The 24,647-nt window shown below is 58.4% G+C and carries 29 protein-coding genes; 7 read left to right on the top strand and 22 right to left on the bottom strand.

Annotated features, from left to right (window positions below; translation table 11 throughout):
- Positions 1 to 762 (top strand): TIGR02186 family protein, encoded by a 762-nt coding sequence (locus G6R15_RS08605; protein ID WP_164659460.1) that lies wholly within the window; start codon positions 1 to 3, stop codon positions 760 to 762.
- A 22-nt stretch (positions 763 to 784) separates the two neighbouring features.
- Here G6R15_RS08605 and G6R15_RS08600 read toward each other — a convergent pair whose 3' ends face one another.
- From G6R15_RS08600 to G6R15_RS08570, 7 genes are all read right to left on the bottom strand, one after another.
- Positions 785 to 1,513 carry an SDR family oxidoreductase gene (locus G6R15_RS08600; RefSeq protein ID WP_164659459.1) on the bottom strand — a complete coding sequence of 243 codons (729 nt, stop codon included), beginning with the start codon at positions 1,511 to 1,513 and terminating at the stop codon, positions 785 to 787.
- The gene (locus G6R15_RS08595; RefSeq protein ID WP_164659458.1) at positions 1,510 to 3,042 is read right to left on the bottom strand and encodes an ATP-dependent RecD-like DNA helicase; all 1,533 of its coding nucleotides are present in this window, start codon (positions 3,040 to 3,042) and stop codon (positions 1,510 to 1,512) included. Before G6R15_RS08595 ends, G6R15_RS08600 begins: the two co-directional genes overlap by 4 nt.
- A gap of 62 nt (positions 3,043 to 3,104) precedes the next feature.
- The gene (locus G6R15_RS08590) at positions 3,105 to 3,743 is read right to left on the bottom strand and encodes an acyl-homoserine-lactone synthase (protein WP_164659457.1); all 639 of its coding nucleotides are present in this window, start codon (positions 3,741 to 3,743) and stop codon (positions 3,105 to 3,107) included.
- An 84-nt stretch (positions 3,744 to 3,827) separates the two neighbouring features.
- Entirely contained in the window at positions 3,828 to 4,547 is a 720-nt protein-coding gene (locus tag G6R15_RS08585; protein ID WP_164659456.1) for a LuxR family transcriptional regulator, read from the bottom strand.
- Positions 4,486 to 4,704, bottom strand: a complete 219-nt coding sequence (locus tag G6R15_RS08580; protein ID WP_164659455.1) for a hypothetical protein — start codon at positions 4,702 to 4,704, stop codon at positions 4,486 to 4,488. Before G6R15_RS08580 ends, G6R15_RS08585 begins: the two co-directional genes overlap by 62 nt.
- Positions 4,705 to 4,917: 213 nt before the next feature.
- A complete protein-coding gene (gene ccrA, locus G6R15_RS08575; protein WP_164659454.1) occupies positions 4,918 to 6,204 on the bottom strand; it encodes a crotonyl-CoA carboxylase/reductase in 1,287 nt (428 codons plus the stop codon).
- Positions 6,205 to 6,313: 109 nt separating this feature from the next.
- Positions 6,314 to 7,705 (bottom strand): 1-acyl-sn-glycerol-3-phosphate acyltransferase, encoded by a 1,392-nt coding sequence (locus G6R15_RS08570; protein ID WP_164659453.1) that lies wholly within the window; start codon positions 7,703 to 7,705, stop codon positions 6,314 to 6,316.
- A 148-nt stretch (positions 7,706 to 7,853) separates the two neighbouring features.
- On the opposite strand from G6R15_RS08570, the gene G6R15_RS08565 reads away from it, so the two are divergent.
- From G6R15_RS08565 to deoD, 3 genes are all read left to right on the top strand, one after another.
- A complete protein-coding gene (locus tag G6R15_RS08565; RefSeq protein ID WP_164659452.1) occupies positions 7,854 to 9,821 on the top strand; it encodes a protein meaA in 1,968 nt (655 codons plus the stop codon).
- A gap of 107 nt (positions 9,822 to 9,928) precedes the next feature.
- The gene (locus G6R15_RS08560) at positions 9,929 to 10,246 is read left to right on the top strand and encodes an H-NS family nucleoid-associated regulatory protein (protein WP_164659451.1); all 318 of its coding nucleotides are present in this window, start codon (positions 9,929 to 9,931) and stop codon (positions 10,244 to 10,246) included.
- Positions 10,247 to 10,262: 16 nt separating this feature from the next.
- On the top strand, positions 10,263 to 10,976 hold the full coding sequence (gene deoD / locus G6R15_RS08555) for a purine-nucleoside phosphorylase (protein WP_164659450.1): 714 nt from the start codon (positions 10,263 to 10,265) through the stop codon (positions 10,974 to 10,976).
- Positions 10,977 to 11,470: 494 nt separating this feature from the next.
- On the opposite strand, the gene G6R15_RS08550 is transcribed toward deoD, so the two are convergent.
- The 3 genes from G6R15_RS08550 to G6R15_RS08545 form a co-directional block, all read right to left on the bottom strand.
- Positions 11,471 to 12,331, bottom strand: a complete 861-nt coding sequence (locus tag G6R15_RS08550) for an urea carboxylase-associated family protein (protein ID WP_164659449.1) — start codon at positions 12,329 to 12,331, stop codon at positions 11,471 to 11,473.
- 438 nt (positions 12,332 to 12,769) lie between these two features.
- On the bottom strand, positions 12,770 to 12,892 hold the full coding sequence (locus tag G6R15_RS23020) for a hypothetical protein (protein WP_255456160.1): 123 nt from the start codon (positions 12,890 to 12,892) through the stop codon (positions 12,770 to 12,772).
- Positions 12,893 to 13,030: 138 nt separating this feature from the next.
- Complete coding sequence (locus G6R15_RS08545; protein ID WP_164659448.1) at positions 13,031 to 13,744, bottom strand: ZIP family metal transporter; 714 nt, start codon at positions 13,742 to 13,744, stop codon at positions 13,031 to 13,033.
- 263 nt (positions 13,745 to 14,007) lie between these two features.
- Between G6R15_RS08545 and G6R15_RS08540 the strand changes: the two genes are divergently transcribed.
- The gene (locus tag G6R15_RS08540) at positions 14,008 to 14,826 is read left to right on the top strand and encodes a DUF2189 domain-containing protein (protein ID WP_164659447.1); all 819 of its coding nucleotides are present in this window, start codon (positions 14,008 to 14,010) and stop codon (positions 14,824 to 14,826) included.
- A 70-nt stretch (positions 14,827 to 14,896) separates the two neighbouring features.
- On the opposite strand, the gene G6R15_RS08535 is transcribed toward G6R15_RS08540, so the two are convergent.
- From G6R15_RS08535 to G6R15_RS08480, 12 genes are all read right to left on the bottom strand, one after another.
- Positions 14,897 to 15,676 (bottom strand): succinate dehydrogenase iron-sulfur subunit, encoded by a 780-nt coding sequence (locus G6R15_RS08535; RefSeq protein ID WP_164659446.1) that lies wholly within the window; start codon positions 15,674 to 15,676, stop codon positions 14,897 to 14,899.
- A gap of 10 nt (positions 15,677 to 15,686) precedes the next feature.
- Positions 15,687 to 17,501: a succinate dehydrogenase flavoprotein subunit gene (gene sdhA, locus G6R15_RS08530; protein WP_164659445.1), complete on the bottom strand. Its 1,815-nt coding sequence runs from the start codon at positions 17,499 to 17,501 to the stop codon at positions 15,687 to 15,689.
- Positions 17,502 to 17,525: 24 nt separating this feature from the next.
- Positions 17,526 to 17,897 carry a succinate dehydrogenase, hydrophobic membrane anchor protein gene (locus tag G6R15_RS08525; protein WP_164659444.1) on the bottom strand — a complete coding sequence of 124 codons (372 nt, stop codon included), beginning with the start codon at positions 17,895 to 17,897 and terminating at the stop codon, positions 17,526 to 17,528.
- A 12-nt stretch (positions 17,898 to 17,909) separates the two neighbouring features.
- On the bottom strand, positions 17,910 to 18,293 hold the full coding sequence (sdhC, locus tag G6R15_RS08520; protein WP_085797417.1) for a succinate dehydrogenase, cytochrome b556 subunit: 384 nt from the start codon (positions 18,291 to 18,293) through the stop codon (positions 17,910 to 17,912).
- 424 nt (positions 18,294 to 18,717) lie between these two features.
- On the bottom strand, positions 18,718 to 19,383 hold the full coding sequence (locus tag G6R15_RS08515) for a DUF1194 domain-containing protein (protein ID WP_164659443.1): 666 nt from the start codon (positions 19,381 to 19,383) through the stop codon (positions 18,718 to 18,720).
- 46 nt (positions 19,384 to 19,429) lie between these two features.
- Complete coding sequence (locus G6R15_RS08510) at positions 19,430 to 19,945, bottom strand: GNAT family N-acetyltransferase (protein WP_164659442.1); 516 nt, start codon at positions 19,943 to 19,945, stop codon at positions 19,430 to 19,432.
- On the bottom strand, positions 19,942 to 20,712 hold the full coding sequence (locus G6R15_RS08505) for a DUF4344 domain-containing metallopeptidase (protein ID WP_164659441.1): 771 nt from the start codon (positions 20,710 to 20,712) through the stop codon (positions 19,942 to 19,944). The genes G6R15_RS08510 and G6R15_RS08505 overlap by 4 nt, the downstream gene beginning before the upstream one ends.
- A gap of 24 nt (positions 20,713 to 20,736) precedes the next feature.
- Positions 20,737 to 21,324, bottom strand: a complete 588-nt coding sequence (locus tag G6R15_RS08500; RefSeq protein ID WP_164659440.1) for a histidine phosphatase family protein — start codon at positions 21,322 to 21,324, stop codon at positions 20,737 to 20,739.
- Positions 21,321 to 22,349, bottom strand: coding sequence for a MaoC family dehydratase (locus G6R15_RS08495; protein WP_164659439.1), 1,029 nt, complete (start codon positions 22,347 to 22,349; stop codon positions 21,321 to 21,323). Before G6R15_RS08495 ends, G6R15_RS08500 begins: the two co-directional genes overlap by 4 nt.
- A complete protein-coding gene (locus tag G6R15_RS08490) occupies positions 22,349 to 22,555 on the bottom strand; it encodes a DUF1737 domain-containing protein (protein ID WP_164659438.1) in 207 nt (68 codons plus the stop codon). Before G6R15_RS08490 ends, G6R15_RS08495 begins: the two co-directional genes overlap by 1 nt.
- A gap of 12 nt (positions 22,556 to 22,567) precedes the next feature.
- Positions 22,568 to 23,122 carry an NnrU family protein gene (locus G6R15_RS08485; RefSeq protein WP_164659437.1) on the bottom strand — a complete coding sequence of 185 codons (555 nt, stop codon included), beginning with the start codon at positions 23,120 to 23,122 and terminating at the stop codon, positions 22,568 to 22,570.
- A 30-nt stretch (positions 23,123 to 23,152) separates the two neighbouring features.
- Positions 23,153 to 24,007, bottom strand: a complete 855-nt coding sequence (locus G6R15_RS08480; RefSeq protein WP_164659436.1) for a CoA ester lyase — start codon at positions 24,005 to 24,007, stop codon at positions 23,153 to 23,155.
- A 78-nt stretch (positions 24,008 to 24,085) separates the two neighbouring features.
- Between G6R15_RS08480 and G6R15_RS23015 the strand changes: the two genes are divergently transcribed.
- Positions 24,086 to 24,217 carry a hypothetical protein gene (locus G6R15_RS23015; RefSeq protein ID WP_255456159.1) on the top strand — a complete coding sequence of 44 codons (132 nt, stop codon included), beginning with the start codon at positions 24,086 to 24,088 and terminating at the stop codon, positions 24,215 to 24,217.
- Between the two features lie 94 nt (positions 24,218 to 24,311).
- On the top strand, positions 24,312 to 24,638 hold the full coding sequence (locus G6R15_RS08475) for a hypothetical protein (RefSeq protein WP_164659435.1): 327 nt from the start codon (positions 24,312 to 24,314) through the stop codon (positions 24,636 to 24,638).
- Positions 24,639 to 24,647 lie beyond the last annotated feature (9 nt).

The following is a 24,647-nucleotide window of genomic DNA, read 5'->3' as shown; positions in this document are numbered from 1 at the left end:
ATGCTCCGCATCCTTCTGACCCTGCTGTTTCTGCTGCCCTCTTTCGCTGTCGCCGAAGAGGTCGTGCTGGGGCTGAGCAAAGAAAACGTCGCAATCACCACCAGCTTTGACGGATCAGAAATCCTGATCTTTGGAGCTGTCAAACGTGAATCTCCGATTGATCAATCCTCACCGCTTGAAGTGGTGATCACCGTGGCCGGCCCGTCCGAGCCTGTTGTGGTGCGTCGCAAAGAACATGTGTTCGGCATTTGGGTAAACACCGACGCGGTCGAGGTCGACGCAGCACCCAGTTTCTATGCCGTAGCCACCACCGGCCCGATCGACCAAGTGCTCAGCAACACCGAAGACTTGCGCCGGAAGATCACCATCGACAACGCCATCCGCTCGGTTGGGGCGCCGTCGGACATCACAGACGCCGAGAGCTTCACTGAAGCCGTCATCCGCATCAAGGAAAACCAGGGGCTGTACCAGACGCTGGAAGGCCAGGTTGCTCTAGATCAGCAGACCTTGTTCCGGACGTCGATCGACATGCCTGCCGACCTGACTGAAGGTGACTATACAACCCGCATTTTTCTGACCCGCAACGGCGAAATCGTGGGCGACTACGAAACTTCGATTGCGGTCGAAAAAGTGGGCCTCGAGCGATTCCTGTTCAACATGTCCCGCGAGCAACCCGTCTGGTATGGTCTGATGTCGCTGGCCATTGCCATCGCGGCTGGTTGGGGCGCGTCGGCCGTGTTCCGCATCTTCCGCGCCGGGTAACACAGCGCGCGGCTGACTGTTCTCAGCCGCGCCCGATATAGGGCATGGTGGTGGCCATCACTGTCATGAACTGCACGTTCGCTTCGAGCGGAAGTTCGGCCATGTGCAAGACCGATTTCGCAGCGTCTTCAACCGCCATGGACGGGTCGGGGTCGCGGCCAGCTGCGGTCGCCGCGTCGTTCAAGCCCTGCACCATCGGTGTTCGCGCATTGCCGATGTCAATCTGACCGCAGGCAATCCCCAGATCACGGCCATCCAACGATAAGCTGCGTGTCAGACCCGTGATCGCATGTTTGGTAGCGGTGTAGTGCACCGAGTTAGGACGTGGCACATGCGCCGCGATAGAGCCGTTGTTGATGATCCGTCCGCCTTGCGGGGCCTGTTTGCGCATCGCCGCAAATGCTGCTCTCGCAGCTAAGAACATCCCGTTCAGATTCACGTTAACGGTCTGGTACCAATCATCCAGGGCAATCTCGTCAATCGCACCGCCGGGGGCGAATACGCCTGCGTTGTTGAACAGCACGTCCAAGCGACCCGTCTTTTGCAGGAAAGTATCAAACGATTCCTGCACAGCTTTGGGGTCGGTTACGTCGGCGACCAGTGGGACCGCTTTTTGATTGGTCTCGGCGACCTCTGCTAGCGCATTCCCTCGACGAGCCAGCAGGCCGACAGTCCACCCGTTGGCAAGGAAAAGCTCTGCCGTGGCCCGGCCGATGCCCGAACTTGCGCCAGTGACAATGATCGTACTCATGTGGTCTCTGCCTCCAGTGTCAGGGTTGCTGCGGGTTTTGCACGTAAGTCGTCGACCCGCAGCGGATAGGTAGGTTTGGCCAGACGGTTGCGCACCACCCAGATCAATCGTTCTTGTGCCCGCGTAATCGCGACATAGGCCAACCGCTTCCATAGCGGCTGCCCAGCCTCTACGCGCCCCATACGCGCCGCAACGTAGATGTCGGGCGCGAAGACTTGCACCGTGTCCCATTGCGAGCCTTGCGCCTTGTGAATCGTCACAGCCGCTCCATGCAGGAACGTGGCCCCCATCCGCGCTGCAAAAGGGATGAACGGCTCCTCTTCGTCCGGCTTTTCGATCTTCACTATCGAGGCGGCGCTGACCTGTGGGTCTTCGGCACCCATCACGTGCAATCGAGAGAACCCAGGTTTTCGCCCGAGCCCCAAATAAATCACCTGCGCGCCTTTGATCAGGCCACGCGCCTCAAGGTCCAGACGTTTCTTGCGGTGTTTGAGCGGCAACTCAAGACCGTCGCAGATCAGAGGTTCACCTTCCAGAAGTTCTTCTTCCGGTGCCCCGTGCACCGTGCGGAACGCATTGATCAAGCGAATACGGGTCGCATTTCGCCAGACCAGAACCGGACTGCGCGCCATCAGGTCGACCTCGACCCGTTGGCCCCAGACCACACGCTCGTCCCTTTTGGCGGTGTCTTCGATCATCCGCTCGAAATCGTGAAACTCCAATTGCGGATCGGCCAGAGCATGGGCCAAATCCAGAATCGGATTGTCCGCCTCTTGCCGGTGGATGCGTTGCAGCTCGAGCTTGCGAGGTTCAGGCAGAGCATCAAACACCATCGCGCCGGATTGATTAACCGGGGCCAACTGGGCCGGATCGCCAAACAGCAAAAGGGTCGGAAAAATCTCTTTTAGGTCCTCAAACTGCCGATCGTCCAGCATCGAGGCCTCGTCAACAAAACCGATGTCCAGCGGCTCGTCCCGCCGTTTCCATCCAGTGATGAAATCCGACCCGCGCAAGCCGGCAGAGGCCAGTGCGCCAGGAATAGACTTGTTCCGTTCGTAGAATGCGGCCGCACGGGCCAGCGCCTCGTCGGTTAGTCCTTCGACCTCAGGTTTTTCACCATTTCCGGCCAACCATTCGGCGATGCGCTCGTATTCGGGGTCATAGACCGGGGTGTATAAGATGCGGTGAATGGTGGTCGCGGGCACACCCCGTAGACGCAAGACACTGGCAGCCTTGTTCGTAGGCGCCAGTATCGCCAGACTACGCCGATCGCGGTGCTTGCGCCCGTCGTAATCGCCAGAAACCACTTGCACACCTGTAGCCTCAAGTGCCTTGTAAAGCTCGGATAAGAGCAGCGTTTTGCCTGATCCCGCCTTGCCGATCACGGCCATAACGCCTGCCTCACCACCGGCGGGAGACTTCAACAGCGCATCATCTTCCAAGTCAACACCTGAGCTGCGCAACAGTTCGGTTACGGAATCAAAGGCGGCGGCCTGATCTTCGGAGAAAACGACAGGTACTTGGGTCATATCGCGACCCTATAGAGACGCCTCGGACACCACCAGATGCCCGACGCGCAGTTTGTGGAAAATTATCCTGCCTTGGCGAAACGCGATGCCCTTGCTTTGCCGAATGCCGAAGTGAACCACAGCTTTGACAAATCGGGCGAGATGCCTGCGCGCTTGGCGACACGTTCACGGGCCTCGGGCGTAAACTCCCATAAACCAACCGAGATTCGGTCTCGACCGGTGCCCTCGGCCCCCAGAACCTCAGGGGAGGACCCAATCGCCTTGTAGATTCGCACCATACGAGCGTCGAACACGCCTGCAAAATGGCGAACGCCGAACCCCGTCATGATTTCACCACCGCCCAACATCAATGCTGCGGCCACATTCGGGCTGGCATCCCGCGCCAGACAGAACCGGGTGCATTCCCAGATCAGTGGGCTGCAAATCGGGGCTCCTCCCGTCAGATGACCAAACACCTCGTTCACCATCACGGGCCCGGTGGTGGGCAGGAACCGCATGGATCCCCCGTGACGGCCGTCAGCCTCTTCCCAGATGACATAGAGAGGGTTGAGATCGTCATACTGATCGCGCTCTTCACCGTCTTCATCGACTGTCACTTCCCAGCCAAGGCGAGTTTTAAACTGGTCAGCCCGATCCCGGAACATTGATTTGGCAAGTTCGGGAAAACGATTCAATTCATCCGCATAAATATATCGCAACATCTGCTGGTCCCCTTTTCGTCCGTCGCTGGAACAAAGGGAGTACAGAGCAATGGTTAATATCTGGTCAGGACGACGAACGAAGGCTTAAACCAAGATTAACCCTCGACTCATGGCGGTTGCTATCGCGTGGGTTGTGTTGAGTGCCCCAAGCTTGAACCGCGCGCTTTCGATGTAGACCCGCAAGGTATGCTCCGAAATTGACAGGCTGTGTGCCACCTGGGCCCGGTTGTACCCCATGGCCAGCAACGTCATCGCGTCCACCTCACGCGGGGACAGAGACCGGGTCGGTTCCGGCTGCCTGTCTGTTTCAAAATCCAATGCCTTGCGATTGAAGTAATGAGCAATCAGCAACAGATCCCGGCCATAGGCCTCGGTGAATGCCTCCCACTCTTCATCGTTGCAATCGTGATTGGCCGTAAACAGGGCAAATTGGCCGTTTGGCCCACGAATGGGAATCGAATACCCTTGATTTCCCACGTCATGATCCAGAGCATCTGCAAGCATCGCCTTGGCGGCCTTGCCAGACCAGTCCATCCGCTTCCAGTCCACGGGGTGAAATCGCTGAAAGCACCCTAGAATGACGGGGTCGATGCGATGGTAGTTCTGCTCGACATAGCGTTGGACCCATGCGTCAGAATACGTTCCGCACCCATATTGGTCCCCGGCACTGTCTACCCAATGATAGACGATATGGCGGACACCCAAGGCATCTCTCAATGCTTCTGATATCGCCTGTAAATCCTCAAGCCCGCTGGTAGCGTCCAACGCCTCCAGCACTTGATCCAAATTGGCCCTGTTCCCCATTCGCGCGCGTGCGTGCCTCTTCCTTCTGGGACGCAATTTCGGCGGCGGCGACCAGCGTGGTGTCATCCAGCTGTTCGGCCAACTTCCCCAACCCGTTCGCGGAAGCGAAAGTCTTGAGATCCGCCAGAACGTCCAAAATCCAGTCATTGTGCGCCATCAGAGTCTCTCCGAAACAGTTAACGAAAGGTTAACACAACTATAGCATGTGCGATTTGCGTTAGGAAATTCACTTCTTTCTACTCCCCATAAACAGCGAGGTCAGAATTCTTAACCTACTGAAACAGAAAAAGACGCCCCCAAGCACAAAGAAACCCGCGAACCACAGTGGTGATTCGCGGGCCAGTTTGTCAGCTTGATTCTACAGGTAAGGTTAATTGCCTGCGTCCAGAACCTCGTCCAGAGTGCGCAAGCCGGTCTTGGGGGCCTGAACCAGCACCGACATGTTGCCGGGCTTGTGCTCGTTGCGCAGCATTTTCATGTGCGCTTCGGGCAGATCGCTCCATGCAAACACTTCAGACATACACGGGTCCAAACGACGTTCGATCATCAGCTGGTTCGCAGCAGCAGCCTGCTTGAGGTGCGCAAAGTGCGAGCCCTGGATGCGCTTCTGGTGCATCCAGACATAACGAACGTCAAACGTCAGGTTGTAGCCAGTTGTACCGGCACAAATCACAACCATGCCGCCTTTTTTCACAACAAAGGTCGACACCGGGAACGTCGTCTCACCTGGGTGTTCAAACACCATGTCGACGTTGTTGCCTTTGCCGGTAATTTCCCAGATCGCCGCGCCGAACTTGCGCGCTTCTTTGAACCACGTGGCGTATTCCGGTGTATTGACCGTGGGCAGCTGACCCCAGCAGTTAAAGTCCTTGCGGTTGATGACACCTTTGGCGCCCAAGCCCATGACAAAGTCACGCTTGCTCTCATCCGAGATCACACCGATAGCGTTGGCGCCTGCTGTGTTGATCAGCTGAATAGCATAGGACCCCAGACCACCCGATGCGCCCCAAACCAAAACGTTCTGGCCCGGTTTCAAGTCGTGCGGCTCGTGGCCGAACAACATGCGGTAAGCCGTCGCCAAAGTCAGAGTGTAGCAAGCGGCCTCTTCCCATGTCAGATGCTTGGGACGCAGCATCAGCTGCTGAGCCTGAACATTGGTAAACTGCGCGAAGGACCCATCAGGTGTCTCGTAGCCCCAAATCCGCTGGCTCGGAGACAGCATCGGATCGCCGCCGTTGCATTCCTCGTCGTCGCCGTCATCTTGGTTGCAATGGATGACAACTTCATCGCCCACTTTCCAACGGGTTACTTTCGAACCTACGGCCCAGACGATGCCCGAGGCATCAGAACCTGCGATGTGATAAGGGGCCTTGTGACCATCAAACGGCGAAATCGGCTTGCCCAACGAGGCCCAGACACCGTTGTAGTTAACGCCAGCGGCCATGACCAAAACCAGCACTTCGTGGCTGTCGAGCACGGGCACATCGACCACTTCGAGCTGCATGGCTGTTTCTGGATCACCGTGGCGTTCCTTGCGGATCGCCCAAGCGTACATTTTCTTGGGGACATAACCCATCGGGGGCATTTCACCCATTTCGTAGAGGTCTTTTTCGGGCGCCTCATACGACGCGATACCGCCGTTAGTGTCCAAAGCCATGCCGGCCTCCTTTTATCTAAATCTCGCCGCAACGCAGAATCGCGGACTTGATGATGGAATACAAATGGCCGCGCAACATTGCAACACCATTTAAACCATTTTTGAAATTTTATGACCCTGCGGTTGCAGCGTCATTTTCTGCGACCGCAGCATCGACCACCTTTTCATGCCGCAACAAATGATCAACCGATGCCGCGTAATACCGCAGCAAATCCGGCCGTTCAGGACCAATCGCATAGGCGCCGCCCTGCTCGACAATAATCCGACGATCCTTGAGTTGCTTCACACCCTCATCAATCAAGGCAGACACGTCTGCAGGGGATCGAGCTGAGTTCCAGTCAGCCAGAACATTCGCAAGGTCGGTATGTGTCATCGGACCATTCCTGTTGATCTGCCAGGATACAAACGGGACTGGCAACACAGGCACGGCGCTACCGATACGAGACATCAACTCGCGCGCAAGGGGGATCGTCAAATCTTCGTCAGTGCTGTCTTGAAAGGTGCGAAGCGACAGCGGTTCGCCGTACCGCACCGCAGCATATCCAAACCGCTTGTATCGCCCTGTTATCCGGCGCCAGATCTGTTTTAGCACCCAGCCCATGATGACACCAATGCGGGCGCGAAAACGCCGCTCGGCCCGGTTTGCCGCCGTCGTCAGGATCGTATCTTCGAGCACCCGGTCATAGTTCAGCGCCACTGGAACAAAGACGACGTCACGTTTCTCAGGATCGCTTCCATCAATGATGTACTTTAACAAGCCCAGTTTAGGACGCCCCAGCGTACCGCTCAAGCTTAGCCCACCTTCGGGAAACATGGCCTGGGCCACTCCTGCTTCAGTTGCATGGCGCACGTAACTGGCCAAAACCTGACGGTACAAATCGCTGCCGGATTTGCGGCGAATAAAGTACGCACCCATTGCCCGGATCAACCGACTAAGCGGCCAGACCCGCGCCCATTCTCCGACTGCATAAGACAAGGCCGACCGCTGCGCCGCCAGATAGGTGATCAGCACGTAGTCCATGTTGCTGCGATGGTTCATTACAAAGACCACCGTGGCGCTTGGATCGATTCCTTTCACAGCCGCTTCGTTCTGGTAGTCCAGCCTTACGTTGTAGAATGCGTTGCTCAGGAAACGCGCCAGACGGATTGCAAAGCTAAAGTAGGTGAAGGCGGAAAAAGACGGGACAATCTCACGTGCGTACCCACGGGCCTTTTCGAAGGCCACCGCCTCGGGGATACCTTCGGCATCCGCGTGATCGCTCACAGCCTGCCCAACTTGCGGATCATAAATCAACCGCTGGATCATATCATGACGACGGGCCAGTTTGAACGGTTGAATCGGACGTTCAAGACGCTTGTTCAGGCGGGCAACAGCACGCTCCAGCCGATGACGAAAAAACCAGCGAACGGATGGAAACAAAAAATGCGACGCAAAGGTCACCGCAGCGAACAATACGATCAGGACAAAGAGCCAAAGCGGCAGTTCTACGGTCTGCGTCATCTGCACAACCTGCCATTATTTGCAGCACGTCACAATCCATTCGCCCGACAACACCTCGCCGCAATGCAGCGAATTGACATGCACTGAAAATTACGATTTAGAACTCTGTGACGAAATATTATTGCCCACCCGACTCGCGAGGCCCACCATGACGCAGACGCAGAAAGATCGCCCCTGGCTCATCCGTACGTATGCCGGTCACTCCACGGCAAAAGCTTCGAATGCGCTCTATCGCAGTAACCTGGCCAAAGGTCAGACTGGTCTGTCCGTGGCCTTCGATCTACCGACACAAACCGGTTATGACAGTGATCATATTCTGGCCCGCGGCGAGGTGGGCAAGGTGGGTGTGCCGGTTTCACATCTAGGCGACATGCGTGCGCTATTTGATCAGATCCCGCTAGAGCAGATGAACACCTCCATGACAATCAATGCCACAGCGCCCTGGTTGTTGTCCTTGTACATCGCAGTAGCCGAAGAACAGGGCGCGGATCTTTCCAAGCTGCAAGGCACCGTTCAGAACGACCTGATCAAGGAATATCTGTCGCGCGGCACCTATGTCTGCCCGCCCAAACCCTCGCTCAAGATGATCGCGGATGTGGCCGAATACTGTTACACCAACGTGCCAAAATGGAACCCGATGAACGTGTGTTCCTACCACTTGCAAGAGGCCGGCGCGACCCCAGAGCAGGAACTGGCCTTTGCCCTGGCCACAGCCATCGCTGTTCTGGATGAGCTACGCCCGCGCGTTCCAGCCGAAGATTTCCCGGCGCTGGCGGGACGGATTTCTTTCTTTGTGAACGCGGGCATCCGTTTCGTCACCGAGATGTGCAAAATGCGCGCCTTTGTGGACTTGTGGGACGAAATACTAGAGACCCGCTATGGTGTCAGTGACCCCAAGTTCCGCCGCTTCCGCTACGGTGTGCAAGTGAACTCACTTGGTCTGACCGAACAGCAGCCGGAAAACAACGTCTATCGCATCCTGATCGAAATGTTGGCCGTGACGCTGTCAAAAAAGGCGCGTGCCCGCGCAGTACAGCTGCCAGCATGGAACGAGGCTCTTGGCCTGCCGCGTCCGTGGGATCAGCAATGGTCCATGCGTATGCAGCAGATCCTGGCGTATGAGACGGATCTGCTTGAGTTCGGTGACCTGTTTGACGGAAATCCGGCGGTTGATGCCAAGGTTGAAGAGCTGAAGGAGGGGGCCCGGGCCGAGTTGGCCAACCTGGATTCGATGGGCGGCGCTGTGGCTTCGATCGATTACATGAAATCGCGCCTGGTGGATTCAAACGCCGACCGCCTGAACCGGATCGAGCGCAACCAGACCGTGGTTGTTGGCGTAAACAGGTGGACCCATGGTGAACCCTCGCCCTTGCAGACCGAAGACGGCGGCATCATGGTTGTCGATCCGGCTGTCGAACAAGAGCAGATCGGGCGTCTGAACGACTGGCGCAACGAGCGGGATAATGCAGCGGTAGCGGCTGCGTTGGCCGCTCTGCGCGAGGCCGCAAAAACTGGTGCCAATGTCATGGAACCCTCGATTGCCGCCGCCAAAGTCGGGGTCACAACCGGTGAGTGGGCCGAAGAGATGCGCAAGGCTTATGGCACCTACCGCGGCCCAACCGGTGTGTCTGGTTCAGTATCCAACAAGACCGAAGGGCTGGACGACATCCGCTCGCGCGTGGATGCCGTCAGCGACCAACTGGGACGCCGCCTGAAATTCCTGGTCGGCAAACCGGGCCTGGACGGCCATTCGAACGGCGCCGAGCAGATCGCCTTTCGTGCGCGCGACTGCGGCATGGACATCTCTTACGAGGGTATCCGCCTGACGCCAGAGGAAATCGTGACAGCCGCAATTGACGACGACGCTCATGTTATTGGCCTGTCAATTCTGTCTGGCAGCCATTTGCCGCTCGTCGAGGATGTTCTGGTTCGAATGAAAGCCGCCGGTTTGCAAAATGTTCCGCTAATTGTCGGGGGTATCATTCCTGACGAAGATGCGGAAAGGCTGAAAACAATGGGAGTGTCAAAAGTCTATACCCCCAAAGATTTCGAGCTCAACACAATAATGATCGACATTGTGTCACTTGCAGATCCCAGAGATATTGCCGCGGAATAAATCTCAATTTGGGATTTAAACAAAAACTGGAACTTCCTGGAAATAGCTCTAAGGTGGCGTGTTGGGCGCCACCTTTTTGGCGTTTAAATTGAAATGGGAGTCAAAAAATGGGAATCAACCTTAGCGCAATGTCGCGCAAGGAGCTGCTTGAGCTGCAGTCCAATGTCGATGCTGCATTGAAGGATGCCGAGCAACGTGAACGCCGTGAGGCATTGGAGGCTGCTGAAAAAGCTGCTGCTGAATTCGGCTTTTCGCTAGCTGAATTATCGCCCGAAGTGAAAAAGGGCAGAAAGACCGGGAAAGCCGCAGCCAAATACCGCAATCCTGCCAATCCAGAACAAACCTGGTCGGGACGCGGTCGCAAACCACAGTGGATTCACGATGCAATGACGTCGGGCGCTGACATTTCGGACTTAGAAGTCTGAAGGTAGGTTTTCAACTATGACAATTCATATTGGAGCCAAGTCTGGAGAAATCGCAGAAACTGTCCTTTTGCCTGGTGATCCTTATCGGGCAAAGTGGGCGGCGGAAACGTTTCTGTCGGATGTGAAACTGGTCAACGAAGTTCGCGGGATGTTGGGGTATACCGGAACTTGGAATGGCCAGCGGGTCACCATTCAGGGCAGCGGCATGGGCATGCCGTCCCTGTCGATCTATGTCAACGAGTTGATCCGTGACTATGGCGCCAGGACTCTGATCCGCATCGGATCTTGTGGAGGCATGCAGGATAAGGTCGCGGTCAGAGACGTCATTCTGGCGATGACAGCAACAACGCTCAGCACGCCGTCGCGCGGGATTTTCAAAGAAGTGAACTTTGCACCCTGTGCGGATTGGTCCCTGCTCAAGGCGGCCGCTGAGGCAGCACAAGCCAAGGGCACGACAACGCATGTCGGAGGAATCTATTCCTCGGATGTGTTCTATGATGAACGGCCCGATCTCAACGAACAGATGGTGCGTCACGGCATCCTGGGCGTCGAGATGGAAGCTGCAGAGCTTTACAACCTTGCAGCCCGCCACGGCTGCCGGGCGCTGGCAGTTCTGACCGTGTCCGATCATCTGTTGACGGGTGAGGCCTTGCCCAGTGATCAGCGCGAGCGCAGTTTTGGCGAGATGGTTGAGATTGCGCTTGAAGCCGCCTTTGCCGAGGCGCGTTAACACTCGGGAGTATGCCAAAATCCGACGTGTGACATGCGTGCACAGACCGTGCACCACCCGTGCACCGGCTGGCACACGCGCCGAGTGTTGGAAACGAAACGGGCGAGGGTTAACCCCTCGCCCGTTTTGTTTATCTCTTGGGCGGTTGTATACCAGCTTTCAGGTTTCGACGACACGGGTTGCCGGACACTTCAGAAACTAATTCTCAATACGCTGCTCTGGCACCAGTCATCCGGTTCAGCCCAGGTCTTTCCAGGTCTGTCCAGGTCGTAAAATGAACCGAGACAGGGACCAAGCACTCCCGCCCGTCGTCGATGCCCCTGCCGGGACATCTCCTCCCGTTGGGCCGGGCGCCGCGCTACGCGCGGCGCGCCATCGCAGAATGCCATTGGTTGGGATTTTGCCGATGTCGCCATTCGGTCCTCGGTGCCCTTGCTATCGGACAGTTCAAACGCGGACCGGCGGGTCAGAAAAAAGCATAGGGATATTCGACCTTACCCCCGTCCATGTGTTCGGTCGTATTCGTTGGTGCTCGGACTGCTCCACCCTTCGAGCGTGCCTTGAGCCGGAGCAAAGACCTCGACCAGCAGCGGGTGACAGGACGCCGCATCCGAGGAATGTTCGGAGGAACAATCCCCGCCCGGACAGGCGCTGAGGTTGCCCAGGAGGTCGATCTCGGCAAAGAATTCCAGATAGTCGCCGGGCCGCACCGGCGAGGCCTTCATGAAGTATTGCCCGGTGTCGCGAGTGAACCCGGTGCACATGAAGACGTTGAGCACATCGTGCACCAGTGGCTCGGCCTGGTCCACGGGCACCCCCAAATGATCGGCCAGCGACCGGGTCAGGTTCGAATGGCAGCAATGATGATACTGCGTGCCCGCCAACAGGTTGCCCGTATAAGGATCGCATCGGGTGCCGATCACGTCGTGGACCGATCCGCCGAAGTCGTCGATCCCGTACCAGCCCAGGGTATCCTCGGTGATCGTGGCCATGGGGCGCATGTTTGGAAAGCTGCTCCACATGCGTTCCCCCGTGGTGATGTGAGTGCCGTGCAGGGCGCGGGTCTTGCCGGAATAGAACCGCTCGGTCACATCGTTCAGGTTGTGCAGGTTCAGATCCCCCACCTGCGGACCCTCGACCGAGGAAATGCGAAAGAAGTGTCCGGCGGGCACCTCAAAACACTGCGCGTCGCGGGCGGGTATCAAGACCTCATTGGTTTTGAGTGCAGTCGCGCGCGCGGTGCGATAAAGCTCTAGCGGCGGTTTGGGCAACGTCTCGGGTGGATAACAGATGACCGGAGCGATGGCGCGGCGGTCAGCTGCATCTGCTGGGGTGTCCGTGGGGGCATAGGTCATGATGGCGTCTCCTCTTGGGCCACAGATGGGCACGAGAGACCAGGCAAATGCAAGGGGTCAGCGCGGCTGTTTCAAACCACAGTGGCGGGGGTGATCAGCGCCCGACGAAACCGCCCCACAAGAGGAACAACGCCAGAGGTCCTGAGACCGGCTTTGCCGCCAACGGCAGTTGCGTGACAGCGTCGTGGTTTTGGCCCGCCACAGAAAATAGGCGAACACGGTGAGGGCGAGCAGAAGCAATAAGATGGGCATGGTGCTGGCTTAGCGCATTCGTGACGCCGCTGGAACAGCAAGGGAGCAACGCTCCGGTTTCTTGAACCGGAGCGTTCTGCGGTGTCGCGCCGCGCACAGCGCGGCGCCCGGCCCAACCGGAGGAGGTGGCCCGTAAGGGGCATCGACGACGGGCGGGAGTGCTCCGTGGCCGTCAGACGGCAGAAATCAGGCCGCGTTTGCGAATTGGAACGGATCTGGCTGTTCTTCTTCCACGCGCGGTGCGGACTCGGCCACATAATAGGCCTGGACCTGATTGAGCAGCTCCAGTGCCTCTTGCGCCCAGGTCATTTTTTTTGGGGGGGCGTGTATTTTGGTCGTCATCCGATCGTGTTGGAACAGCCCCTCCCTGCCCCTCGCAGTCATGCGCCGACACAAGCCGCCGAACCGGTCAAAGCCGCAATCTGGGCACGCAAGAGATGCATGAGGTCAACCGATGATCATGTCTCCGGCCAATCCCAGTGCAAAGCCACAAACAGCCCCCAGGGCAGGCGACCAGTCGCCGGACACATGTGCCTCGGGCGCGATGTCCTGAAACAGTAGATACAGGATACCACCGGCAGCAAAGATCATGATCGCGCCCAGGGTTTCGGGGTCAGTCGACAAGAAGTGAAACCCCACAGCCGCGCACAAGGGGCCAAGGGCCGCCAAACCGATGAAGATCAACAGGATCTGCCAGCCCGGCGCCTGCCCTCGTGACCAGATGTCACGAAAGGCAGAGAACCCTTCGGGCAAGTTTTGAAGGAATATCATCGCCGCCAGCAGTTTCGCCGTTGCCGCCTCGGTCGTCAACAACGCACCAAGCGCCATCGCCTCGGGCAGAAAGTCGAGCAGCATCGCCAAAAGCAGTGCCCCACTACCGCCTGTGCGGGCCAAAAGCTTATCAACGATGTAGAAGCTAAATCCACCTGCCACCAGCAGTGGGATAGCCACAGTCACAGGCAACGCCTCGGCCCCGCGTGGCACCAGAACCAAAGCCACCGCCGACAGCAACGCCCCACCGCCAAAGGCGGTTACTGCATGCACGATGCGTGCCTGAATGCGAGTATCACGCACCTGTTCATAGCGCGCCAGCAGCCCGCCCAGGGGCATGGCCAGTCCGGCGAAGGTGGCAAGAAGGAGGGCGAAGGTCAGATTGCTCATCCCCCGATTTAAGTCGGGAAACCACGCTTTGCCAAGAGCTTAAATGTCGTCGCTGCTAGGGCGACATCTATGAAATAAAAATGACTGACGGCGTGCGCTCGAAGTTGGGTCAGCCCCGCGTCGTGAACTTGGCTGCCATCCTCTTTCCTTGCACCGATCCCTCTCCTGATGCAGGATTATTTTCAGAGCAGGGATGCCTGTTTCTTGGCCAGTGTCATTGACCAACGGGCCACTGCGGCGTCATGCTCTGAGAGGAGTATGCCATGACATCCAAAGCCCCGGATTCCACACCACCGGACAATCTAATGCCGCTGCAATCGGCCATCCCAAAGATCAACACAGTGACGGCCCGAGATATCGCCGCGTCGCTGAAGGCCGGGATTTCCGATTTTCTGGCGCGCCCGGTCATGAGCGGATTTTTTGGCCTGTTCTATGCGGCCTTCGGCATTCTGTTTGTGTGGAGTCTGGTTTGGCTTAATCAGATCTGGGTGATCATTCCCGCCATTCTGGGCTTTCCACTGGTCGCGCCTTTTGCTGCTGCCGGACTTTATGAAATGTCCCGTCGGTTGCAGAAGGGGGAAAGCTTTGGCTGGGTCGAAATTCTCACTGTCGTCGCTGATCAACGCAAACGTGAAATGGGCTGGATGGCCTTTGTTACCCTGTTCATATTCTGGGTGTGGATTTATCAGGTTCGGCTTTGGCTGGCGATCATCCTCAAGGATACGTCATTCTCGGGATTTGGTGGTTTCCTGGACATCGTTTTCTTCACACCGGAAGGCTGGATCTTTCTTGCTGTGGGCACCTGCGCGGGGGCAATCCTGTCAGCGGCGCTATTTACGGTGACCGCTATTTCCATGCCCATGCTGCTCGACCGCGAGATCAATTTCGTGTCCGCAATGCTCACATCCATTCGCGTGGTCACTCAAAACCCTGTCGTCATGCTCAGCTGGGCGGCGATCATTTCGGTCGTCATGCTGGTTTCGATGGTTCCCGTATTTCTGGGCCTGATCTTTACCTTGCCGATCCTCGGCCACAGCACATGGCATCTCTATCAACGGGCCGTGGCACCCCCCGAGGCCTGAATCAACCTTGCCGAATACAATAAGGGCCAGCCCAATGGGCCGGCCCTTTGAAATGCTCTCGAATGCAACCTTAGACGGCGCGGTCGACCATCATTTTCTTGATCTCGGCAATGGCTTTTGCCGGGTTCAGACCCTTGGGGCAGGTCTTGGCGCAGTTCATGATGGTGTGGCAGCGGTAGAGCTTGAAGGGGTCTTCCAGCTCGTCCAGACGCTCGCCTGTTGCCTCGTCGCGCGAGTCGATGATCCAGCGGTAGGCGTGCAGCAGCGCGGCCGGGCCCAGGTAGCGGTCGCTGTTCCACCAGTAGCTGGGGCAGGATGTCGAGCAGGACGCACACATCACGCATTCATAAAGACCATCGAGCTTTTTGCGGTCATCAATCGACTGCTTCCACTCTTTGGCTGGGCGGTTAGTTTTGGTTTCCAACCACGGCATGATCGACGCGTGCTGCGCATAGAAATGCGTCAGGTCAGGGATCAGGTCCTTGACGACTTCCATGTGGGGCAGTGGATAGATTTTTACTGCACCCTTGATTTCATCCATGCCGTAGATACAGGCCAGCGTGTTGATGCCGTCGATGTTCATCGCGCACGATCCACAGATGCCTTCGCGGCAGGACCGGCGGAACGTCAGGGTCGGGTCGATCTCGTTCTTGATCTTGATCAGCGCATCCAGAACCATTGGACCACAGGTGTCCATGTCCAGGAAATAGGTGTCCACGCGCGGGTTTTGACCGTCATCAGGGTTCCAACGATAGATCTGGAACTTGCGGATGTTGGTCGCGCCTTCGGGCTTGGGCCAAGTCTTGCCCGTGGTGATGCGCGAATTCTTGGGGAGGGTCAGTTGTACCATTTCTCTCTCCTTAGAATGTCCGCGCTTTGGGCGCGATTTTCTTGAGGCTGATGCCGCCTTCGGCTTCGGTCGACAGCGGATCGGTGATCACTGGGCGATAGCTGAGGTCACATTTGGTGCCGGTCTCGTCGATGCGGCTGATCGTGTGGACCCGCCAGTTTTCATCGTCACGCTCGGTGTGATCCTCGTGTGCGTGGGCACCGCGGCTTTCCTTACGCGCCTCGGCACCAACGATGGTGGCCAGCGCCGATGGCATCAGGTTGGTCAGTTCCAGCGTTTCCATCAGGTCCGAGTTCCAGACCAGCGATTGATCCGTGACCTTAACGTCGCCCATCTTGCCCGCAATCTCGGTCATGGCCTCGACACCTTCGGCCATAGTCTTGGCGGTGCGGAATACGGCCGCGTCGCGCTGCATGGTTTTCTGCATTTCCAGACGCAGGTCAGCCGTCGGGATCGCGCCCTTGGTGTAACGCAGGCTGTCGAAGCGTTCGAAAACCTTTTCGACCTTGTCCGCAGACGCCTGCGGCACAGCTGCGTTCGGGTCCACAACTTCGCCCGCCTTGATCGCCGACGCGCGGCCAAAGACCACGAGGTCGATGAGCGAGTTCGAGCCCAGACGGTTGGCCCCGTGCACCGAGGCACAGCCCGCTTCGCCCACGGCCATCAGGCCGGGAACGATGCCGGTTGGGTTTTCTTCGGTCGGGTTCAGCACCTCACCCCAATAGTTGGTCGGGATACCGCCCATGTTGTAGTGAACGGTGGGCAGAACCGGGATCGGTTCTTTGTTCACGTCAACACCGGCAAAGATCTTGGCGCTTTCCGAAATGCCCGGCAGACGTTCGGCCAAAGCTTCGGCTGGCAGGTGGGACAGGTTCAGGTGGATGTGGTCGCCCTCGGCGCCCACACCGCGACCTTCGCGGATTTCCATGGTCATGGAACGGCTGACATAGTCCCGCGGTGCGAGGTCTTTGTACTGGGGCGCGTAACGCTCCATGAACCGTTCACCTTCCGAGTTGGTCAGGTAACCGCCCTCGCCCCGTGCGCCTTCGGTAATCAGGCAGCCCGAGCCGTAGATGCCGGTGGGGTGGAATTGAACGAACTCCAGATCCTGCATCGGCAGGCCCGCTCGCATCACCATGCCGCCGCCGTCGCCGGTGCAGGTGTGGGCCGACGTGGCGCTGAAATAGGCGCGGCCATAACCGCCGGTGGCCAGCACGACCATCTTGGCGTTGAAGACGTGCATGGTGCCGTCGTCCAGCTTCCAGCAGACGACGCCCTGACATTGGCCATCATCGCTCATCAGCAGGTCGATGGCGAAATATTCGATGTAAAACTCGGCGTTGTTTTTCAGCGACTGACCATAAAGCGTGTGCAGGATCGCGTGGCCGGTCCGGTCGGCGGCGGCACAGGTGCGCTGCACGGCAGGGCCTTCGCCAAATTCGGTGGTGTGACCACCGAACGGGCGCTGATAAATCTTGCCTTCTTCGGTGCGCGAAAACGGCACGCCGTAGTGTTCCAGTTCGTATACCGCTTTGGGGGCTTCGCGGGCGAGGTATTCCATCGCGTCCGTGTCGCCCAGCCAGTCCGAGCCTTTGACTGTGTCGTACATGTGCCACTGCCAGTGGTCGGGCCCCATGTTCGAGAGTGAGGCGGCGATGCCACCCTGCGCCGCAACGGTGTGCGAGCGGGTCGGGAACACCTTGGTCACGCACGCGGTGCGCAGGCCTTGTTCGGCCATGCCAAGGGTTGCACGCAGACCTGCACCACCGGCGCCTACGACGACAACGTCGTAATCGTGGGTTTCATATTCATATGCTGCTGTCATTGTTCTTGTTCCTTACCGCGCGTCTCAGAGGGCCAGCTTTACGAGAGCAAAGAGCCCCGCAACGATGAGCGTGTAGGCAAGCGCCTTGGTGGCAACCAGGGTCAGCTTTTCGGTGACGCCGTGGATATAGTCCTCGATCGCCTCGTTCGCCTCGTGCATCAGCTGGGTCAGGCCGACGATCAGCGAGAGCGCGATGATGATCGCGGGGATCGGCTGGCTGTAATAGGCGAGCGCCTCTTCATAGGTGCCGCCCAGGCCCAGGCCGAAGGTGATCAGGAAAAGCGGTGTGAGGATGACCATGATCATCGAACGCACCATCATCTGCCAGTGTCCTTGGGTGCCCGAGCCACCGGCCCCCAGTCCAACTGCACGTTTGCGGTCTGTCAGGTATCGCATGCCATGTCCTCCTTATACGACCAGGATAGTGATCACGGTTAGTACCGTGGCACCAATGAACATGGCGCGGCCCATGTTTTCGGATGTGTTGACGTCCAGGCAGTAGCCGAAGTCCCAGATCACGTGACGCAGGCGACCGAGCGTGTGGTACCACAGCGCCCAGATTGCACCGGTCAGGACCAGCTTACCGAACCAACTGCGCAACAGGCCGTCGATGACTGCGAACGCGCTTTCCGAAGTTGCTAAGGCCAGCAGCCACCACACCACCAGAGGGGCGAGTACCAAAAGAGCAAGGCCGGACATCCGCACCATAATTGATGATATGGAGGTCATCTGTGGGCGGTAGATCATAATATGTGGCGAGAGCGGGCGGTTACCCCGATTGACATCGGCCATGGTGGCTCCTTTCCGGTTGGCTGCGCTTGGTTTTACCGTTTTTTGTCGGCCTGTCACCTAGAACGGTCGTAAAAAGGCGCGGTTTTTTGGCGCGGCAGTGCAGAAATACAAGAATGTGATCACACTAAACTGATGTGTGATCACAAAAGCTCAAACATCGCATGAATGTTAACGATATCGTACGCATAGTGTTGTGATCACGAATCCCGGAATGCTGTCCCTACTTGTGGATCACCTTCCACGAATGGGCGCGATCATCTCGGGGCGCTCCCGCCCTTCGTCGATGTTTCTCACGAAACATCTCCTCCCGTTGGGCCGGGCACTGCGCTTTGCGCAGTGCCCGGCCCAAAGCCGCTAGCGGTGCCGACGAAGTCGGGATCGCTCGGGTGCGGGAGCTCCCCTTTTCCCCGATCACAACCTTGCTCTAGTCCAACTCGGCCGTCTGCTGGGTGACTTCGCGAAGGAGTTTCTTTCGGATCCGCTCGGGGTAGTCCAGAAATCCAGCTGCCGAGACCACAAAAGCGCCCTCGCCGACGATCACGTTTTCAAAGAAGTACGCGGTCAACTCGGGTTCGCTTTCTTCGATCGCGATAGCGTTCACTGTGATACCGGCCGCGCGCAGATCAGGGTGCACGGTGGTGGGTTCCAATCCTTCGTTCGAAAACCCATCGCCCGACAGATCAATCAAGTGGCGTTTGCAGTCCGGCACCTGATCAAACGCCGCCATCGTCGCCTGCAACGCCTCGCCGATCGCGGTTGAGAAGTTGCGCCAGACGCGAATGTCCTGCTCCACTGCCACAGCAAAGGCGTCAATGGCGTCAAAGCTGTCAATGCGGGTCCAGGGAATGGTCACTTGCTGACGCGAGGCGCCAGTCCATTGCACCAACATCAGCCGACTGTCACCCCGCACCAGCGCTTCGGAAATGATCGGATCGCGCAAGGCAAGAGCCAGCCCATTCATCTGAATGCCATATTCGCGGCTATCGACCGAACCCGACACGTCCACGGCCAGCGCCAACGCCAGATCGCAGGCCTGCGCTGGCAAGGTCAGGACCGAAAAGGCCACGGCAGAAATCGCGGTTCGCCACATGCCACCACCTTACGAGCCGGGGCCGCAAAGTCACGTCACGAAGGAGTCATTTTTTGTCGGGGCGATAGGCCAAGATTTCATTGCGATAGGCACCGTTCTGGATGCGGAAGAAGGTATGGCCGACCTCGGAAAATCCTTGGCGGGCATAAAAGGCGCGGGCCTGGGTATTCTCCTCGTTCACCATCAGCCATGGATGGCCCGCACCAAGATCGGCGCTGATCTGCAACCCGCGCTGCAACAAGCCTTGTCCGATCCCCTGCCCGTGGTGACGGGGTTGCAGGTAAAGCGTGGCGATTTCTACATCAGAACACCCTGCTGCCTCTGCAGGTTTGTCTTCGCTGATGCGGATAAAGCCGTCTATACCGTCGCCGCGTTCGGACACGATGATGTGTTCCTTTGGGTCTGCGATCAGGGCGCGAAATGCGTCAGGCGTCAAGCTTTCGAACACGTAGTCGGCAAAAACCCCCGAAACCCCGTCGCGCAGATAGGTGCCGACCCAGACCTCGATGGCGATTGCCGCAAGGCTTGAGGCGTCTTCGGCCCGAGCTGGTCGCAGGGTCATTCTGGGGCCCAGGCCATAAGGTTGTCGGCAAATTCAGTGCACATGGTAATCTCGCGGATTTGAGGGTCGTAGTACGCGTTGGGTTCACCGCAGGGCACGATCGAAACGGTTAGCTCGGCGGGAAGCCTAAAATCCTGGTTCAGGGCCTCGACTTCGGCCTCGATCACTTGGGCGGTGAAGTCACCGCCATCGGTTTCGATTTCAATGTGGCCCAGGCGGATGGTCTGCGCGGGATGATCCGTCAGGATTTCATCCAGTGCCGCGCCCCAGCTGTAGTCCGCCTGGTCGTATTCGTCGGGGCAGTAGTCGGCTCGGTCGGCAGGCAGGCCCAAGTCGTCGGCAACATCCGAACGCTCATCTGGATTAGCCCCGTAAAAGATGCAGATAAGGTTGTAATAGCGTTGCAGATCGGGGCCGTGGATGTCCCAATAGGCGGGCGGCTCCGCGTTGGCCTCACGTTGTTCCGCCTCTCCGAGAAACCCGAAGGCTGTGTCATAGGCAAGATCGACGGCGCTCTCTTCTTCGTAGAGCGCGTCGATCAGGAAGACCGACAGGACGTCGGCGGCGTCCTCTTCCTGTCCGAAAATCGGCAAGCCGAGCACGTCGATCAGGGCATGCCCCAGTTCGTGATAGAAGATGCCCAAGAGGTTGGCTTCGACATAGGCCTGTGTTGCCTCATCCGCATCGAATGAGAATTCGGCGGTGGCAGGCGTGCTCAACCCGGCCAACAAGCCAGCGGTCAGGATATGTGATCTCAAGCGCGTCATGAGGCGGACGCTATCACAGCCCACTCAGAATGACAGTGTCTCCATCGGGGCCCAGTGGCTTAAGGCGGTCCAGTTGTCGGGATCAAAGGCAAACCAATTCCCACCGCCCGATTGATCCAATGTGCGGTCAATGGGTTTGCCCGCCAGATCGCAATAGAGCAACGTGCCCACCCCACCATGGCCACAAAAGATGATCTGGTCGTCCAAGTGGCTGTTTACGGCGCGCCGCACCTCATCCGCGATGCGGGATTGGGCGTCAATGGCACGTTCCCAGCCGCGAATGGACTGATGCGGATTGACGAAAAAGGCGTCTGCCGTGGCTTCGAACTCGGGTCCGGGCAGGTAGCCGGTGGCCGCGCGGTCGTTTTCGTGCATGCCAGGGCGGACGGTGATCGGCGTTCCGAACCGTGCAGCCAAAGGCCAAGCGGTTTCGAGCGCCTTACGTTCGGCGCTGGAAATGACTTGCACAGGGGTTTGACGCAGCTTGGCTGCAAGGGATGCAACCCGCTCTGCGCCAGATGGGGACAAGCACCAGTCTGGAACAGGACTAGTCGGATCTATATTGACCTCCGGGTGGGTGAGGTAGATCGCAAACCGGCCAGCGTGAGTCATTGTGGCATCAGCGCCCAATAGTCGAGATCCAGAAGGACGTCCGGCTTGTACTTGCCAGCCTCGTCTTTCAGCTCAAACGGTTCTCCGCCCTTGGTCGCGACCAGACGCAGGCGGATGGCACCGACGCCGGGTGCGGGCGTGTCGGCTTTATCCAACACCTCGGTCCAGGCTTTCACGGTGGTGCCAGCAAAGCACGGGTTGGCGTGCGCGCCGCCGTTGAGGCCGACGATCATCTGTGCGTTGGCCAGACCGTTGAACGACAGCGCCCGCGCCATCGAAATCACGTGACCGCCATAGATTAGCCGCCCGTCGGGACGGAAGGTCAGGTCGAAGTGTACTTTGGCGGTGTTCTGCCACAGGCGCGTGGCGATCATGTGCTCGGCTTCTTCGATTGTGACACCGTCGACATGGTCGATGGTCTCGCCGACCTCGTAATCGCCCCAACGGTAGGGGTCACCGGCCAGGTCGAAGTTGTAGGTGCTGAAATCCAGCCCCTCGGGGATCACCAGTTGATCAGCGGGGACGACCTTGGTCAGGTCCGGCACAACGGTTTCTGGTGCGGGTGCGTCCAGGTTGTTTTTACGCACCATCACCCAGCGGACGTATTCCATCACGACCTCGTCGCGCTGGTTCAGGCCACAAGTGCGGACATAGACAACCCCGGTTTTGCCGTTGGAGTTCTGCTTGAGGCCGATCACCTCGGATTCCGAGCGCAGCGTGTCACCGGGATAGACCGGCAGCAGCCAGCGGCCTTCGGCGTAGCCGAGGTTGGCAACCGCGTTCAGGGAAACATCCGGCACGGTTTTGCCAAACACCACGTGGAACGCGGCCAGGTCGTCGATGGGGCTGGCAGGCAGACCGCTGGCTTGCGCAAAAGCATCCGAGGAATAGAGCGCGTGGCGCGCCGGATAGAGCGCGTGATACAGAGCACGTTCCCCGCCCGAAACGGTGCGCGGCACCGCGTGGGTCAGGACCTGACCGACGGAATAGTCTTCGAAAAAGCGGCCGGGGTTGGTTTTTGCCATCATTGCTGTCCTAGTTTCATCTCGGGCGCATAGTCGGCCTCGACCTCTTTGGTGACGGCCTGACCGCAGCGCATGACGTTGTTTGCTTGATCAAAGGCGTAGGTGGGATCGCCATACAGCTCCCACCCTTTTGCCAGCGCCTCGCTGACCTTGTGGCAGAAAGCGGATGTGTCTTCCTCGGTCAGGAGACGATAGAGTTTGGTCACGGTGTCAGCTCCTTAGCCGGGGAATGGGGACGGGCCAACAAGCCCGTGGATATAGCCGATGATGGCCAGCAACACGATCGAGGCGACAAAGAACATGGCGTCTTTGGCCAGCGTTCCGGGTTCGCCCGGCGTCCAGTCGGGTTCGGATTTGTTGATCACGATCACCTCGACAACGGCCCATGCGAGCAACCCGCCAAAGAGCACGATGGAGGCCAGATCGCCGTTGACCAGCAGGTGTGCAAGCGCCCAGGCCTTGAACCCTGCCAGCATCGGATGGCGGACCTTGTTGAGCAGCAGTCCCTTTTGGCCTGCGGGGCTCATCATCCAGATCGCGATCAGCACGAGCAGGTTATTGATGTGCACCATGAAGCTGGGCGGGCCCCAGACGTAGATGAAGTCGGTGGCGCGATAGCCGATCACCATCAGCACGATGGAGGCGACCAATACGAGCGAGACAATCCCGCGTCCCGCGTTGCCCATGGCAGCGCGGCGTTCGGGCATGACCCGTTTCAACAGATGCGGTGCCCACCACAGGGCCACACCCAAAATCAACAACCCAAAACCCATTGCTTGCTCTCCCGGCTAGCTCGCGCCCTGTCAGGATGCCAAGGCTGCGATTGCTTCTGCTTTTGCCAGAATTTCACGGGCGGTTGCAACGTGCAGGTTTTCCACAATCTTGCCGTCGACCACGGCGACGCCCTGACCTGCGGCTTCGGTTTCTTCAAAAGCGGTGATCTGACGGCGGGCCAGGTCGATCTCGGCCTCGGACGGGGCGAAGGCCTCGTTTGTCACGTCGACCTGCGCCGGGTGGATCAGGGTTTTGCCGTCAAAACCCATGTCGCGGCCCTGTTCGCATTCAGTCCGCAGGCCTTCGTCGTCTTTGAACGCGTTGTAGACACCGTCGACGATGATCAGACCCTCGGCCTTGGCGGCCAGCAGGCACAGACCCAGCGAAGTTTGCAGCGGCAGGCGGTCGGGGCGGAAACGGGTTTGCAGCTCTTTCGCCAGGTCGTTGGTTCCCATGACAAAGCCCTGCATCTGCGGGTGGGCCGCGATTGAGGGCGCGTTCAGCATCCCGCGTGGGGTTTCCATCATCGCCCAGATCGGCAGATCACCGGTGACAGCGGCCAGCGCGTCCAGATCATCGGTCGAGCCGACCTTGGGCAGCAGCACCACATCGGCGTCCATCTCGGCCACGGCGGCGGCATCGTCACGACCCCAAGGGGTGTCGAACCCGTTGATACGCACGATCTTGACCCGGTCACCATAGCCACCCGCAGCCAAGGCCGCTTTCAGCGTTTCGCGCGCGTTTTCCTTTTCGTCGACTGACACGGCGTCCTCGAGGTCGAAGATGATCGCGTCCACAGGCAGGGTTTTGGCCTTTTCCAAAGCGCGCTCTTTCGAGCCGGGAATGTAGAGAACCGAGCGGTAGGGGCGTTGACGTGCGTCCATGGCGGGAAACCTCGTGCGAAAGAAAGTTGCGCGGACAGGGGCATTTTTAGGCGGAAAGTTCAAGGGGGAATCGCCGCAATGCAGCATAATCACGCAATGTTGGCTCTGAACGCCTTGGGCGAACGGTTCGTTAACCTGTTTTCAGCACAGTTGTCGCAGGATTTCCTGCATTGGATCGGAGACGAAACGCCACAAGATCAGAACACCTGACGACAAGAGCGCCCCCTCCGACACTCGTCTTTTCAAGCCGCCTCACCGTGGCATCGACGGGAGAAGGTCGACTTCGCAGCAAAGGGGAAATGTCATGATGAAGACAATGTTCAAACTCACGATGGGATTGGGTGTTATGGTTCTGGCCGCCCAGTCGGTCAACGCGCAGACCCAGGCAGCAGGGCAAAATTGCGCACCGCGCCCGGCGGTTCTGGAACGGCTGGCCGAGAAATACGGCGAAACCCGGCAGAGCATCGGTTTGGCCGCGCAAGGGTCGGTGGTCGAGGTGTTTGCCTCGCACGAGACCGGCAGTTGGACGATCACGGTGACCATGCCAAGTGGGCTGACGTGCCTGGTGGCATCCGGGCAATCGTTCGAAACACTGGCCGAGGCCCTACCCGCCAAAGGTAACGACGCCTGAAGCCTGTCG

The sequence above is a fragment of the Tropicibacter sp. Alg240-R139 genome (genome assembly GCF_900537075.1).
In the GTDB taxonomy this organism is placed as follows: domain Bacteria; phylum Pseudomonadota; class Alphaproteobacteria; order Rhodobacterales; family Rhodobacteraceae; genus Falsiruegeria.
The sequence above is the reverse complement of the archived record's forward strand: the minus strand, read 5'-3'. Positions and strand labels throughout refer to the sequence as shown.